The sequence below is a fragment of the Bacillus sp. SSR7 genome (genome assembly GCF_055902415.1).
Map to the genome: position 1 here is coordinate 33649 of NZ_JBVVXV010000004.1, position 12930 is coordinate 46578.

Sequence of the window (12930 nt, forward strand, 5' to 3'; positions counted from 1 at the left end):
TCCTTTTTTCTTTCTTATTTTGCACCTAATTTTTCTTTCACTTTCGCTGGAAGCTCGTCTTTTTTCACTTCTTCCCAAGCTGTTACACCTTTTTTATCTGAGTGGTATACGCGTAGGAATGCATCTTTACGAAGATTTTTTTGAGCTATGAATTCTAATTCTTTCTCTTTACCGTCTTTATCAAAGCCAGTCAGCTTATATTCATAATCTTTAAACTTCTGACCATTACTAGCTTTACTATCAAATTCTTTTCCATCTACTGTAATTTGAACGTAGTACTCATCTTTACCCATACGGTTTAAATCACAACCAACTAACAAACTTGCAAATACAACTAAAATACTAAATAGTGCAATGTATCTTTTCATTTCCTTCACCTCATGTGTTTTTCTTATATTGTTATCTTAAAGCCCAGAGCTTAAAGAAGAAATTCAAAAACATGACATGAACATTACACTTTTGTAAGATAATGATTATTTCTTCACTTTAGAATCCATACTTATTCCATCAACATTTGGAATAAGTATGGATTCTAAACTTGGATGAGTTGCTACCACTTCGTTAAACTTCTTCATGCACATAAACCAACCTCTAATTATGCAAAAGACAAAAATCATAAGAAAATAGATGAAAAATAATAATTCCTTATTCAACTAACTCATACATTAGTTGAATAACATAAAGCTACTTCAGCAGCCATTTTTTGTACCAACTAGCAGTTTCGTCTTCAATATATGAAAAGGGATTTCTAAATGATGAAGTGAATATGTATTTATTGTTTTCTAACTTTTGAGCGAAAGTTTTTTACATAAGTTTCATTCTGTCCTAATTTAAAGGTTTCGAGAGGAGAAATAATATGAATCCCATTTTGTTAGATGTTCCGTTACAAATAGAAACAGATAGACTCATCCTTCGGGCACCACTTCAAGCTGGTGAAGGGAATGTAGTACATGAAGCTATTAAAGATTCAATTCTTGAATTAAAGCCATGGTTGTCTTTATTCCAGTCAATTCCTACGGTTGAAGAAACGGAAATTCTCCTGAGAAATGCGCATTTAGATTTTTTGAAAAGAGAAAGCTTTCGCTATCTTATCTACCATAAGGAGACGAATGATTTTGTTGGAACGGCTAGCCTTCACCGAATTAATTGGAATGTTTCTAAATGTGAAATTGGGTACTGGGTTAACACGCAATTTAGTGGCAGTGGCTATATGACCGAAACAGTAAGTACGTTAATAAACCTTGGATTTCAGTTATTCAACTTTAGAAGGATCGAAATACGATGTGAATCTCATAACACGAAAAGTCGTGCGATTCCTGAAAAACTAGGCTTTGAGCTTGAAGGGATATTACGTAATGAAGATCTTTCAGCTGACGGCAAGCAACTAACTGATACTTGCATTTATGCAAAGATAAAGTAAAACTTTAATGAGCCATTACCAATTGGACTTTTACGCCAAAAGAAAAGACCTTTTTAACGATTATTTTATTCCATCGCTAAAAAGGTCTTTTTCTATTCCTGCTAAAAACTTAGCACTCTTCTGGCTTACCAGCATTCGTCGCTGTACGGAAAGATGATCCACATCCGCATGATGCGATTGCGTTTGGATTGTCAATTGTGAATCCGCCGCCAAGCATAGATTGTTTATAATCAATTTTTACTCCTTTAACAATTGGAGCACTCTCTTTATCGATAACAAATTCAACACCGAAAAACTCAAGAACTGTGTCGTCTTCTTTTGGTTCTACTTCAAATCCTAAGCCGTAAGAAAGACCACTACATCCGCCGCCGTGTACAGCAAGGCGCACGTACTTCTCTCCATCTTCAGCATCTTTTAACATATCTTTAATTTGAAAAGCTGCTTGTTCTGTAACTTCAATCATGAAATACACCATCCTTTCTGTTCTCATTCTATTATACATCTTTACGCTTCTATCTTGTACTCATACACTCCGCGGCAAATTACTTCCGCTGGTCCTTTCATTAACACGTTTCCTTCTTCTGTCCATGCAATCATTAAATCGCCGCCAGCTAAATGAACTGTAATTTCCTTACCACGTTCCATCTTTCCATTTAAAATAGAGGCTACAACTGCAGCACACGCCCCTGTTCCGCAAGCTTGTGTTACACCGGATCCACGTTCCCAAACGCGGAAATTCATCTCTTCCTCATTCAAAATCTCGATAAATTCAACATTTACTCGTTCCGGGAACATTTCATGTGTCTCAAGAACTGGTCCAAGTGTTGTAAGAGGTGCTTGTTCTACATCGTCAACAAAAATAACTGCATGCGGGTTCCCCATTGAAACAGCTGTAAATGCATAACGATGATTATTGTATAAGAAGTTTTCACGAATAAATGGTGTTTCCCCTTCACCAAGCATCGGTATTTCTGCACGTGTTAAACGAGGTGCTCCCATATCGATTTTCGCTAATGTAACTTTCCCTTCTTCTACCGTTACTTCCGCTGTTACGATGCCAGCTAACGTTTCAATTGTGAAAACTGTATCTTCTACTAGTTTATGCTCATACGCATATTTCGCTACGCAGCGTAAACCGTTACCACAGCTCTTTCCTTCTGATCCATCATTATTAAACATGCGCATTTTCACCGGCGCTACGTCAGATGGACAAATTAAAATCATTCCATCTGCTCCAATACCAGTATTAATATTTGAAACCTTTTCCGCCACAAGAGCTAAATCTTCTTCAGGAATTTGTTCTTCAAACATATTTACATATATATAACTGTTGCCAAGACCATGCATTTTTGTAAAAGAAAATTGGCTCATTTGTATTCACTCCAAAAATAATTTGTTATGTTAAGTATAAAATGCACGCTTTTAGAACACAATATGAATGTCCCCCGTTTCTCATATTTGACAACATTTGGCGATGAGCCATTCTTGCACAAATGGTGTAAGAAAAAAAGCCCTTCTAAAAGGGCCTTTTTTTATTTACATACAATATTATCCCCCCATGCGAAAGAAGATTTTATCTAATAGAAAAAGAAAAAGGTGCTCCCGATTGCAACACCTTAAAACATTGGATTTCCATCCAAATACTCATATACATTATTAACAAGCTCTTCTACTGTAGCACCTTGTACAACTTCACCATTTACAAGTGCAAACGGTCCTTCAAAACAAATGCCACAATATCCTAAACAACCATACTCCATTACATCTAAATTCGGATCTTTTTCTAATTTCTCTAAAGCTGCTTGTGAGCCACTCGCAAGGTTACCTACACAAAATTCAATTAATGGTTTAATCAAAATTCTCCCCCCTGTACTACAAAACAAATTACCTTCTGACTTTATCTATAAGAAGAAAACTAAGCTGTCTCTTGTTGTTTTCGTTATACATCCTAAACTATTTAGTTACTTCACTATTTCACTTCAAAGTAGATGGTTTTATTTTATATAACATGCTACTTGCGATGAAATGGTAACTAAATAAGAAAAACAGTTTACTCTACTTTTCTTCTTATTGTACAACAGAGTATTCATTCATGCATTGTTATTTGTTCACAAATTCGATATAATTTGATTGAGTAAAGTCAAAATATTTTATTAATATAAAATTTTATGATTAGGGGATATTTCAACAGAAAAGGGGTAATCCATCATGAAACACCTCGTAATATTAGGTGGCGGCTACGGTGGAATGAGAATTCTGCAGCGGCTACTTCCAAGCAACCAACTTCCAGATGATGTACAAGTGACATTAATCGACAAAGTACCATATCATTGCTTCAAAACTGAATATTATGCATTAGTTGCGGGTACTATTTCAGAAACGCATATTCGTATACCGTTTCCTGAACACCCACGCCTCAATATTCAATACGGCACAGTAACAAATATTGATCTCGAAGAAAAAGCTGTTCATCTCGATGGCGGCGAAGCGATCCAATATGATGATTTAATTATTGGACTTGGCTGTGAGGATAAATACCATAACGTTCCTGGGGCGAAGGAATATACACATAGCCTACAATCGATTGAACAAACACGTAAGACATATGAACAATTAAATAGTCTAGAACCAAATGCAACGGTAGCTGTCGTTGGTGCTGGATTAAGTGGCGTTGAAGTTGCAAGTGAACTTCGCGAAAGCCGTTCTGATTTAAAAATTTACTTATTTGACCGAAAAGATAGAATTCTATTCCCATATCCAGAGAAATTAAGTAGATATGTAGAAGAATGGTTCGTAAAACATAAAGTTACTATCATACGAAACTCTAACATTACAAAAGTAGAGCCAAATATTGTGTACAACCACGATGAACCACTTGAATGTGATGCAATTGTCTGGACAGCTGGTATTCAAGCAAATGAAGTTGTTCGAAACCTTCCAGTTGAACAAGATGGTAGCGGACGGGTTGTTTTAACAAAATATCACAATATTCCAAATAACGAGCACGTATATGTTGTAGGAGATTGTGCAGCACTTCCACACGCACCATCTGCACAACTTGCTGAAGGGCAAGGAGAACAAATTGTCCAAATATTATTGAAACGTTGGAATAATGAACCTCTTCCTGACGAACTACCTGTCATTAAATTAAAAGGTGTTCTCGGCTCTCTTGGTAAGAAGCATGGCTTTGGTTTACTAGCAAACCAGCCATTAATGGGACGTGTACCGAGGTTATTAAAATCCGGTATCCTCTGGATGTACAAATATCATAACGGTTAATACTTTACAGGCTGTCTACTAAGTAGGCAGCCTCTCTTATTCGTTAAAATATAATTATCAGACACATCTTTCTCAATATGAATCATGATTTATTTTTCATTTTCATATTAAAAACTACCAATAAACAGTGTATGCTATTGATAAGTTGTTTTATTTCCTTTAAGGCCGAATTCATTCGGTCTTATTTTTTGTGTTGTAAATACTTTTACAGGAGGCATTCCATTTCACTTATGAACGTAACGAAACTAAACGATCGAATAGAAGCGAAGAAGAAAGAGTTGATTCATCTCGTTGAACAATATGGATTCACTCATCATAAAGTAATTTCTTTCAGCCAAGAATTAGATCGTTTACTTAACTTATTAATAGAAATCAAGACGAAGAAAAAACGTTGCTCTTTATAACCGTTACCTTCTCTTTTTTGATACGATAGAACTAGAATCAGAAAGGAGCCATCTATGTTTATATTAAAAGACGTTACATATAAAGATATACTGCACATTCCTTATTTACAGATTCAAAAAGAAAAAATCACATGTATAATCGGTGAGAGTGGGAGCGGAAAAAGCACACTGCTCCGTATGTTAAATGACTTACAATCTCCAACATCTGGAACAATTGAATATAACGGAAAATTAATTTCTGACTATCCCCCTATTCAATTACGACGTGACGTAGTCATGCTTGGGCAAACGCCACCTATTTTCGATGGAACCATTAAAGACAATCTATTAATGGGACTTCGTCTTTCTGAAAAAAACTTTCCAAATGATGATATTTTGCAAAGCGTATTAAAGATTGTTAGCTTAGAAAAAAATTTAGAAGACAACGCTAATTCATTATCAGGCGGGGAAAAACAACGACTTGCTTTTGCACGTATCGTACTTATGGATCCACCTGTTTATTTATTAGATGAACCAACTTCAGCACTAGATAGCGATACAGAACGACGCGTTATGAAACAATTTACTACGCTAGCAAGAGAAAAGAAAAAAACCGTTATCTTCATCACACACTCGCAACAACTTCCAGAAGAAATTGCAGACGATATTATTGAGATTAGTAAAGCAAACGGTGCAACTAGAAAGGACGTGCTCTCAGTTGAAGGGCGTGATTGAACTCCAAATTTGGCAACTTGCCGCTGCATATATTTTCATTCTTATTTTAATCGGGCTCGTGAAATTAAAAGGGATACCTCGCGAAAAACAAATCGCGCTCGCAACGTTCCGTATGACGATTCAGCTCGTACTTGTTGCCTATGTCCTTACATACGTATTTGAAAATAGTAATCCATTTTATACAATTGCTCTCATTACTTCTATTACTACCTTTGCAATTTTTAATATTTATAAACGAGTCAACATCCCAATGTCAAAAGACTTAAAACGAGTAGCCGCTCTTTCCATGGTCGCCGGATCAATTGGGCCACTTCTACTATTTATCTTTGTTATTATCGGACACGATCCATGGTATGCCCCGCAATATATCGTTCCGATTACCGGAATGTTAGTTGGGAATGCGATGACAGGTGTTTCTCTCGGTGCAAATACATTCTTAAACAATATGAAATCGCAAAGAGGTCAAATCGAGGGGGCACTTATGCTCGGTGCCACACCGAAAGAAGCCGCTGCTCCGCTCATACGCGACGCTTTTGACTCCGCTATTTTACCAACAATCAATTCGATGGTCGGAATGGGAATTATAAGCTTACCGGGCATGATGACTGGTCAAATCTTATCTGGTGTATCACCATTTACAGCCATTCAATATCAAATCGCAATTATACTTGGTATTTCAGGAAGTACCGCTTTTGCTGTCATTATCTTTTTACAGCTTGGCTATAAAACTTTCTTTAATAAGCGGTGTCAGTTGAAGGAGATTGACTATGGCGGACGGTAAATCTTGCTTTTTGCTCGGTAAATGATGCACCTTTCTCGGTGAGTAAAATTATATCGACGATTTTTTGAATATATCGACTGTAACTCAAATTATATCGGCGATTTTTGAAATATATCGATCGTAACTCAAATTATATCGGCGATTTTTGAAATATATCGATCGTAACTTTAATTATATCGGCGATTCGACAAGGAATATCGACTTACCGACAAAAAATGACATAATAAAAAGAGGAGGCTAGTCGCCTCCTCTTTTTACTTACGCCTTCTTAACAAATTGTGATTTTAACTTCATAGCTCCGAAACCGTCGATTTTGCAATCAATATCGTGATCGCCATCAACTAGACGGATGCTCTTTACTTTCGTACCGATCTTCACAACTGAAGAAGTTCCTTTTACTTTTAAATCTTTAATGACAGTAACAGCATCGCCGTCTTGAAGAACGTTTCCGTTCGCATCTTTTACAACTTTTGCACCATCATTATTTTCAGCTTCTGCTTCTTGGCCCCACTCATGAGCACATTCTGGACATACGAAAAGAACGCCATCCTCATACGTATATTCTGAATTACATTTTGGACAATTTGGTAAAGTAGCCATAAATTCATTTCCTCCGTTCATTATTTATACGTAAAAATCAAATTTGATGTTTACATCTCGATAAATAAAATTTGTATAGCATTTCTATATAGTGCCATAGTCTCACGTTATTGACAAGCCTACCTCAAATTCTCATTTTTTATTGTATTTTACAAAATTTCAATCCGTATGGTGTTTCCAAGTAAAAAAGAAGAACCTTCACAAGATTCTCCTTTTCAAAATGAACGAGTTCTCACTAGAGCCCCCAACCATTTTCCTCAATGTAAAATCGATACTCTTCTAACTCATCTTCACTTAACTTCTTATTATTCTCATATACTTCTTGCCATTCAAAATAGCCTTCACTTAAATATATTAGAATACTTATGAATGATACGTTCAATACACTAAGTTAAGCATTTTACATATTTGATAATAAAAATGTTTCACATGAAACTATCTATATTTTGTATTACCTTGTCCCTACACAATGTGTGTAAAGACACTACAAAAAGACGCCCTTTTCAAAGAGGCTTCTTTTTATAGTTGAAAATTTACTAATAAATAAAATGAATTGTTTAATACATGAATTCCAATTGGAACGAGTAAATTGTTTGTTTTCTTATAGGTGTAGGCTAAACATATCCCTATACCAAAAATATATAAAATACTCCCTACTGTAAGGGGATGCCCTAAAGTAAATATGAAAGCACTTATAACGGCACTACTAAGTGTAGAGAAGCGCTGAGATAATTTCATAAAAAACATACCTCGAAATACAATTTCCTCCCAAATAGGCACAAAAATTGTGAGCACAACTACGTATAGAATGATTTCACTTGAAGTAGGCTCTATCACTATATTAGATTCACCCACACGAAGCCCATTTGATAAAACTAAATTTAACACCGCAAGATATATAAGCAGTACGATTATCGTCATTACTATTGTTACATAATGTTTAAAATGATTGAACTGTATTGATTTTAATAGCTCCAAACAGTAATTTCTTGCTGGTGAATATATTAAAATAATAGTGAGAAATGTTAAAGGCGGAATAAGATGATTTACATACCACGGATATAATGAGAAGTCATATAAAAAGTTCAAATAACCAATTCCATACATTACCCCAAAAATAATTATTATCATACTGATTACTTCTAGCATACTCATTTGTACATTCTTTTCTTTATATGTAACTAATTCCGTGTCCATCATATCCCCTCCAGTATAATTAAACCTTTTTAACCATTATATACCAAATTCGATGTAAAAAAAGACAATACACCACAATGTATTGCCCATTTTCTTCCCTACCATTTCTCTCTACATGTTTTAATTAAATGCAGTAAGTACTTCTTTGTCATATCTGCCCTTCTCCACCTTGAGAGCATTCGCTTTTCTTTTGGATTCTGCCGTATTCTTGCTACTTCTTTTAATAAAAGCTCCCATTCTTCCGCTGGATGTTCTAATAAGTATTGTAGTCCTCTATCTTTTGAAACGATTGTTTTATGATCTAGTGTATATAAAATACGCCCCATCGTAACGACCGCTGATTCTACCCATTCTTCTATAAAGAATAAATATGGCTGCTTCGCCTTTCCACTCCAGTACTGTTCTACGTTGTATTTCATCGTATTTACTACATCATCCCACCTTATTTGAAACGGGAGATCCTCTGCTTCTTTCCCGATAACTGTAATACCTTGATTTTTCAATGTCCACCATGTGACTGCATTAATGTCCCAATGACCTATATTCGCCTTACCATCTGCACAATACACGTACTCATTCATTTCATCATTGTATTTTCCTAAATCAGCTAGTGGAATATACATACCATCCATTCTTTTACCTAACGTACTACCGCCAAGTTTCTTATGAAGTTCTACCAGTTTCTGTTTTTCAGCTTCATTCACAGAATCACTTATTACCGTAACAAAATCAACATCACTCGTTTCTGTATGAAATGCACCGAGTGCGATGGATCCGTAAATATACACCCCGACTATTTTTTCATCTAAAAAAATTTCTTTCAGTCCTCCTATGTACTGCTCCATCAACTGCTCTACTTCTTTTGGTAACGCATGCTTTACTACATTCTCCACATCTATCCCTCCAATAAAAAAAGCCTTTGCAAATTCGCAAAGACTTCCTGCTTTATAAATACTTCTCGATTTCTTCGTAAACATCCTTCAAACGAGGATTTCCTTCTCCAACAATTTCTCCATTTACAAGAACGACCGGATAAAATAAATCTTCCTCCACTACACGCTCTGCGAATGCTTTTTTGTCTTCATCTTCTTGTTCTTCTTGAAAATCAATATACTCGAAATTAAATTTATTTTCTTGTCCTTCATATTTACGACCAATTGCTGCTTGTAACCACTCAAACGTTTCTGTTGAAGATGGCATTCCAACGCAGCTTGCACAAATTACTTTCGTCCCATACACTTGCACATTAACCATTTCTTCTCCCCCACTTCTTGTTCTAACAGTATATTCAGATGTCTTAGTACATAAGCACATCATTTTACAAACTTATTCCATACCCCTATACTGAAAAAACACGATACAATATTTCGACAATAAAACAAGAAGAGAAAAAATAGATTTTCCCCTCTATCTTGATTATAATAAAACTGATGAAAGGAGTCGATAAAAATGGAAAACCCACATATGCAAGAACAAGTACTAGAAGTATTAGATAAATTACGTCCATTCTTACTTCGCGATGGCGGAGACGTTGAATTAGTAGACATTGAAGAAGGTATCGTAAAATTACGCCTTATGGGTGCATGCGGAAGCTGCCCAAGTTCTACAATCACACTAAAAGCTGGTATCGAACGCGCATTACTTGAAGAAGTACCAGGCGTTATCGAAGTAGAACAAGTATTTTAATTAAAAGCGGAAGCGGCTCGTTCAGAACAGGAGGTCATTGGAGCTCCTGACGAAGAGGCGCTTTTTGCCTCACAGGAAGGCGCGAAATGGCCGACTGTTCTAGCCGCTGGAGCTGGATATTAATCTAAAAGCGGAAGCGGCTCGTTCAAAGTCACTTTCTAAAAGGAGACCAAATTTGGTCTCCTTTTTTTATTCAAATAACACTTATCCGTTAACATCATAAAACAAAATTGGAAATCCTTCTCAAAAAATGCGATAATTGATACTATATAGTGAATCGTTCACACATATAAAGTAAAAAACATAGGGGGACGACACATGCCAAAAATGGGGAACACTTTTTTAACAATTCAAGAACTAGAAAAGAAAAAAGAGTATTTATTAGGCCTTTCATCCGTTATACCAACATGGAATGCGAGCTATCAATTTTTATTTAAAGAAATCCAGCAAGAATTATTGGGTAAAGTAAATGAAAAACTCGAAAAACATCAATTCGTTTTAAATATATGTGCAGAGCAACAAGTAGGGGCATAATGTATTACATACAATTGTGGTATATAAAAAAGAGACCTCACTCGGTCTCTTTTTTATATTTTTAAGACAGCCAATCTAATTTTCTAATCCCGAGCTTATCAACTGGTAAACGAAGTGAGCCATAAAAGTGCTTCATAAATTGCTCAGAGCGGTTCACATCGTGTAAAATGGCTTCTAAGCGATCTCTATATATGCTTTTTTGTTCTTCATTTCCAGTTTGGTAATATCGTTCGACTGTTTCAAAATAGTGAAGCGGGAACAAGAGCCTTGCAAATAATAGGCGCCAACCAAATGAGGATAGCGAATAATTCCGTTCATAATCTGTAACAAATTGAACAATTGTTTGCTCCCAGTCTTTCTTTTTTTCTATCATCATATAGCGAATCCATTCTGCTATATCTCGAGTTGGGTGATCATACACCCAGTCAAAAGGAAGTTTGAGACGCTTCGTTTGATGCCATAATAAAGGTGTGAATCGTTCTTGGCAAATTGTTGCGGCATCAGTTAGTTGTGGCGTATCATCCATCTCTGTATCAACAACATATTGAATGGCATTTTCTGCAACTCCTAAGTAATACGGGAAGGATTCGATAAACAATTGATCGAATACGTCTGTAGGGTGATTCATCACTTGTGATTGCCAAAACTTTTCTAACTGATCGAGCCTTTTTTCCCATAACGCTTTCCATTCACCAATGCGGCTTAATTGCTCAATTTCTTCTGGAAAGAATGCACCTCGTTTATGGAATATAGAAAGCTCACTTCCTAATGACGTAGCATGTCGTTCTAACGCGCGCATACCTTTTAATAAGCAGTAATTTTGTTCTTCTATCTCACTTACATAGTACCCGTGTATAGTCGGAACGAAAGTCGCTACAGTTATATCCCCTTGCTGGTTCATATAGTCACTGAGCTTTTTCATCTCTACAAGTACTTCTTCCTCCATTTCTCCAATTGGAACAAGTACATAAATTTTGTTGCGAATCCAAAAGCTTTTATAGGGGCCAAGGGGGATTAATTCTTTAACATGCATGTGATAATGCTCATAAATATGATGAATCATCGCAGTCGCCACCTATGGTTTTTCTTTATATATATGAGCTTGTGCTCGCCTTTCATTCCTATGCACATGATAAAGCAACGAAACGTATACAAATACTAAAAAGAAAAAAAGGTGATAAACATGAAAGAATCAAATCAACTACAAGAAAGAGCATTACAACTATTACAAGAACGTGGTGTAACAATTGACGATATTGCTGAACTTGTTCATTTTCTTCAAAAAAAATATCATCCAAATTTAGAGATGTCAGAATGCCGTTATAACGTTGAGCGTGTATTATCAAAACGTGAAGTACAGAATGCACTAATTACTGGTATCGAACTCGATGTTCTTGCTGAAAAAGGAATGTTAAGTGAGCCGTTACAAGATATCGTAAAACGTGATGAAGGCTTATACGGAATTGATGAAGTTATCGCACTTTCTATCGTTAACGTGTACGGCTCTATCGGTTTCACGAACTTTGGATATATCGATAAATTAAAACCTGGTATTTTAGAATACTTAAATGATAAATCAACTGGAAAGGTGCACACATTTCTTGATGATATCGTTGGCGGAATTGCTGCCGCTGCTTCAAGCCGCTTAGCGCACAGAGCTGAGCATTCGGAATAAAGTAAGACTTTAATCAGTGGGGGTTTTATGGGCAGTTGATCCCCCACCTAAATTCTTTGCTTTCGCTGAATTTTGAGGTGGCGGTCTTACTGCCCATTAAAGCGGGATAAAATATGAAAGACCGTCAGTTTCATACTGACGGTCTTTCGTATTCCATGAGCATAAATTCCCTTCCGCGGCTCAAAAAAATAGGACCTTGCTGAAAACCTATTTTTTTATATAGCTTAGTCGCTCTTGTATTAAATGTCGCAACACTAAGTCGCAACGTTTTCGGCTTATATTCTTTCACAACAAACGCTATCCCAGCTTGCAAAAACATTTCGCCCATCCCCTTCCCTGTTAACGCTGGCTTCATGCCAAGTCCGATATCCATTACATCTTCTCCGCCATATAAATGAGCATCTCTTCCACCTGGAACTTGTGCATTTTTTCCAAAACAAAAATAGCCGATGAACTCTCCTTTATCGTCAAAACAACCATAATACGTCCCATCTAATAGCTCTTCTATTACTTCAGCCTCTCCTGAAAAACTATATAGATTATATGGCTCCTCGTACGTCCACGTATTTATCTCATTTGCTTCTTCTACTGTTAACTTATGTATATCCACCTTTCTCTTCCCCCTATTATATTTCTACTA

At 36.1% G+C, this 12930-nt stretch carries 19 protein-coding genes and 1 pseudogene; 8 read left to right on the forward strand and 12 right to left on the reverse strand.

The window, feature by feature from the left end; translation table 11 throughout:
* Positions 1 to 14 precede the first annotated feature (14 nt).
* Positions 15 to 368: a YxeA family protein gene (locus AC0NJG_RS09665; RefSeq protein WP_087954975.1), complete on the reverse strand. Its 354-nt coding sequence runs from the start codon at positions 366 to 368 to the stop codon at positions 15 to 17.
* Between the two features lie 105 nt (positions 369 to 473).
* Complete coding sequence (locus AC0NJG_RS09670; protein ID WP_223290772.1) at positions 474 to 575, reverse strand: methyltransferase; 102 nt, start codon at positions 573 to 575, stop codon at positions 474 to 476.
* 281 nt (positions 576 to 856) lie between these two features.
* Between AC0NJG_RS09670 and AC0NJG_RS09675 the strand changes: the two genes are divergently transcribed.
* Positions 857 to 1420, forward strand: coding sequence for a GNAT family N-acetyltransferase (locus AC0NJG_RS09675; RefSeq protein WP_087954977.1), 564 nt, complete (start codon positions 857 to 859; stop codon positions 1418 to 1420).
* A gap of 109 nt (positions 1421 to 1529) precedes the next feature.
* On the opposite strand, the gene AC0NJG_RS09680 is transcribed toward AC0NJG_RS09675, so the two are convergent.
* The 3 genes from AC0NJG_RS09680 to AC0NJG_RS09690 form a co-directional block, all read right to left on the reverse strand.
* Entirely contained in the window at positions 1530 to 1883 is a 354-nt protein-coding gene (locus AC0NJG_RS09680) for a HesB/IscA family protein (protein ID WP_000573822.1), read from the reverse strand.
* Positions 1884 to 1924: 41 nt separating this feature from the next.
* Positions 1925 to 2791, reverse strand: a complete 867-nt coding sequence (gene dapF / locus AC0NJG_RS09685; protein ID WP_000077386.1) for a diaminopimelate epimerase — start codon at positions 2789 to 2791, stop codon at positions 1925 to 1927.
* Positions 2792 to 3036: 245 nt separating this feature from the next.
* A complete protein-coding gene (locus AC0NJG_RS09690; RefSeq protein ID WP_427251923.1) occupies positions 3037 to 3276 on the reverse strand; it encodes a YuzB family protein in 240 nt (79 codons plus the stop codon).
* A 352-nt stretch (positions 3277 to 3628) separates the two neighbouring features.
* Between AC0NJG_RS09690 and AC0NJG_RS09695 the strand changes: the two genes are divergently transcribed.
* The 4 genes from AC0NJG_RS09695 (at position 3629) to AC0NJG_RS09710 (ending at position 6598) form a co-directional block, all read left to right on the forward strand.
* A complete protein-coding gene (locus tag AC0NJG_RS09695) occupies positions 3629 to 4699 on the forward strand; it encodes an NAD(P)/FAD-dependent oxidoreductase (RefSeq protein WP_000682074.1) in 1071 nt (356 codons plus the stop codon).
* 230 nt (positions 4700 to 4929) lie between these two features.
* Entirely contained in the window at positions 4930 to 5103 is a 174-nt protein-coding gene (locus tag AC0NJG_RS09700; protein ID WP_001103326.1) for an aspartyl-phosphate phosphatase Spo0E family protein, read from the forward strand.
* Positions 5104 to 5157: 54 nt separating this feature from the next.
* Positions 5158 to 5817, forward strand: a complete 660-nt coding sequence (locus AC0NJG_RS09705) for an ABC transporter ATP-binding protein (RefSeq protein ID WP_087954979.1) — start codon at positions 5158 to 5160, stop codon at positions 5815 to 5817.
* On the forward strand, positions 5801 to 6598 hold the full coding sequence (locus tag AC0NJG_RS09710; protein WP_087995169.1) for an ABC transporter permease: 798 nt from the start codon (positions 5801 to 5803) through the stop codon (positions 6596 to 6598). Before AC0NJG_RS09705 ends, AC0NJG_RS09710 begins: the two co-directional genes overlap by 17 nt.
* A gap of 258 nt (positions 6599 to 6856) precedes the next feature.
* Here the strand turns inward: AC0NJG_RS09710 and phnA are convergent, their stop codons facing one another.
* The 5 genes and pseudogenes from phnA to AC0NJG_RS09735 form a co-directional block, all read right to left on the reverse strand.
* Positions 6857 to 7198, reverse strand: coding sequence for an alkylphosphonate utilization operon protein PhnA (phnA, locus tag AC0NJG_RS09715; protein ID WP_000212737.1), 342 nt, complete (start codon positions 7196 to 7198; stop codon positions 6857 to 6859).
* 235 nt (positions 7199 to 7433) lie between these two features.
* A pseudogene (locus AC0NJG_RS09720) lies at positions 7434 to 7550 on the reverse strand (DUF2628 domain-containing protein); the annotation flags it as partial.
* A 167-nt stretch (positions 7551 to 7717) separates the two neighbouring features.
* Positions 7718 to 8395, reverse strand: coding sequence for a CPBP family intramembrane glutamic endopeptidase (locus AC0NJG_RS09725; RefSeq protein ID WP_087954981.1), 678 nt, complete (start codon positions 8393 to 8395; stop codon positions 7718 to 7720).
* A 98-nt stretch (positions 8396 to 8493) separates the two neighbouring features.
* Positions 8494 to 9288: a nucleotidyltransferase domain-containing protein gene (locus AC0NJG_RS09730; protein WP_140168569.1), complete on the reverse strand. Its 795-nt coding sequence runs from the start codon at positions 9286 to 9288 to the stop codon at positions 8494 to 8496.
* Between the two features lie 52 nt (positions 9289 to 9340).
* The gene (locus tag AC0NJG_RS09735) at positions 9341 to 9649 is read right to left on the reverse strand and encodes a YuzD family protein (RefSeq protein ID WP_000248590.1); all 309 of its coding nucleotides are present in this window, start codon (positions 9647 to 9649) and stop codon (positions 9341 to 9343) included.
* A 195-nt stretch (positions 9650 to 9844) separates the two neighbouring features.
* On the opposite strand from AC0NJG_RS09735, the gene AC0NJG_RS09740 reads away from it, so the two are divergent.
* Positions 9845 to 10081 (forward strand): NifU family protein, encoded by a 237-nt coding sequence (locus AC0NJG_RS09740; protein WP_000431159.1) that lies wholly within the window; start codon positions 9845 to 9847, stop codon positions 10079 to 10081.
* A 318-nt stretch (positions 10082 to 10399) separates the two neighbouring features.
* Positions 10400 to 10615, forward strand: a complete 216-nt coding sequence (locus AC0NJG_RS09745) for a hypothetical protein (protein WP_001125496.1) — start codon at positions 10400 to 10402, stop codon at positions 10613 to 10615.
* 61 nt (positions 10616 to 10676) lie between these two features.
* Here the strand turns inward: AC0NJG_RS09745 and yutH are convergent, their stop codons facing one another.
* Positions 10677 to 11678 (reverse strand): spore coat putative kinase YutH, encoded by a 1002-nt coding sequence (yutH, locus tag AC0NJG_RS09750; protein ID WP_087954983.1) that lies wholly within the window; start codon positions 11676 to 11678, stop codon positions 10677 to 10679.
* A 120-nt stretch (positions 11679 to 11798) separates the two neighbouring features.
* Between yutH and AC0NJG_RS09755 the strand changes: the two genes are divergently transcribed.
* Positions 11799 to 12290 carry a phosphatidylglycerophosphatase A family protein gene (locus AC0NJG_RS09755; RefSeq protein WP_000665103.1) on the forward strand — a complete coding sequence of 164 codons (492 nt, stop codon included), beginning with the start codon at positions 11799 to 11801 and terminating at the stop codon, positions 12288 to 12290.
* Positions 12291 to 12420: 130 nt separating this feature from the next.
* Here AC0NJG_RS09755 and AC0NJG_RS09760 read toward each other — a convergent pair whose 3' ends face one another.
* A complete protein-coding gene (locus tag AC0NJG_RS09760; RefSeq protein WP_088326872.1) occupies positions 12421 to 12900 on the reverse strand; it encodes a GNAT family N-acetyltransferase in 480 nt (159 codons plus the stop codon).
* Positions 12901 to 12930 lie beyond the last annotated feature (30 nt).

Excerpts from the sequence above, each read along its gene's own strand:
- AC0NJG_RS09665 (WP_087954975.1), bottom strand. The coding sequence starts at position 368 with ATGAAAAGATACATTGCACTATTTAGTATTTTAGTTGTATTTGCAAGT.
- AC0NJG_RS09670 (WP_223290772.1), bottom strand. The coding sequence starts at position 575 with ATGAAGAAGTTTAACGAAGTGGTAGCAACTCATCCAAGTTTAGAATCC.
- AC0NJG_RS09675 (WP_087954977.1), top strand. The coding sequence starts at position 857 with ATGAATCCCATTTTGTTAGATGTTCCGTTACAAATAGAAACAGATAGA.
- AC0NJG_RS09680 (WP_000573822.1), bottom strand. The coding sequence starts at position 1,883 with ATGATTGAAGTTACAGAACAAGCAGCTTTTCAAATTAAAGATATGTTA.
- dapF (WP_000077386.1), bottom strand. The coding sequence starts at position 2,791 with ATGAGCCAATTTTCTTTTACAAAAATGCATGGTCTTGGCAACAGTTAT.
- AC0NJG_RS09695 (WP_000682074.1), top strand. The coding sequence starts at position 3,629 with ATGAAACACCTCGTAATATTAGGTGGCGGCTACGGTGGAATGAGAATT.
- AC0NJG_RS09700 (WP_001103326.1), top strand. The coding sequence starts at position 4,930 with ATGAACGTAACGAAACTAAACGATCGAATAGAAGCGAAGAAGAAAGAG.
- AC0NJG_RS09705 (WP_087954979.1), top strand. The coding sequence starts at position 5,158 with ATGTTTATATTAAAAGACGTTACATATAAAGATATACTGCACATTCCT.
- phnA (WP_000212737.1), bottom strand. The coding sequence starts at position 7,198 with ATGGCTACTTTACCAAATTGTCCAAAATGTAATTCAGAATATACGTAT.
- AC0NJG_RS09725 (WP_087954981.1), bottom strand. The coding sequence starts at position 8,395 with ATGGACACGGAATTAGTTACATATAAAGAAAAGAATGTACAAATGAGT.
- AC0NJG_RS09735 (WP_000248590.1), bottom strand. The coding sequence starts at position 9,649 with ATGGTTAATGTGCAAGTGTATGGGACGAAAGTAATTTGTGCAAGCTGC.
- AC0NJG_RS09740 (WP_000431159.1), top strand. The coding sequence starts at position 9,845 with ATGGAAAACCCACATATGCAAGAACAAGTACTAGAAGTATTAGATAAA.
- AC0NJG_RS09745 (WP_001125496.1), top strand. The coding sequence starts at position 10,400 with ATGCCAAAAATGGGGAACACTTTTTTAACAATTCAAGAACTAGAAAAG.
- yutH (WP_087954983.1), bottom strand. The coding sequence starts at position 11,678 with ATGATTCATCATATTTATGAGCATTATCACATGCATGTTAAAGAATTA.
- AC0NJG_RS09755 (WP_000665103.1), top strand. The coding sequence starts at position 11,799 with ATGAAAGAATCAAATCAACTACAAGAAAGAGCATTACAACTATTACAA.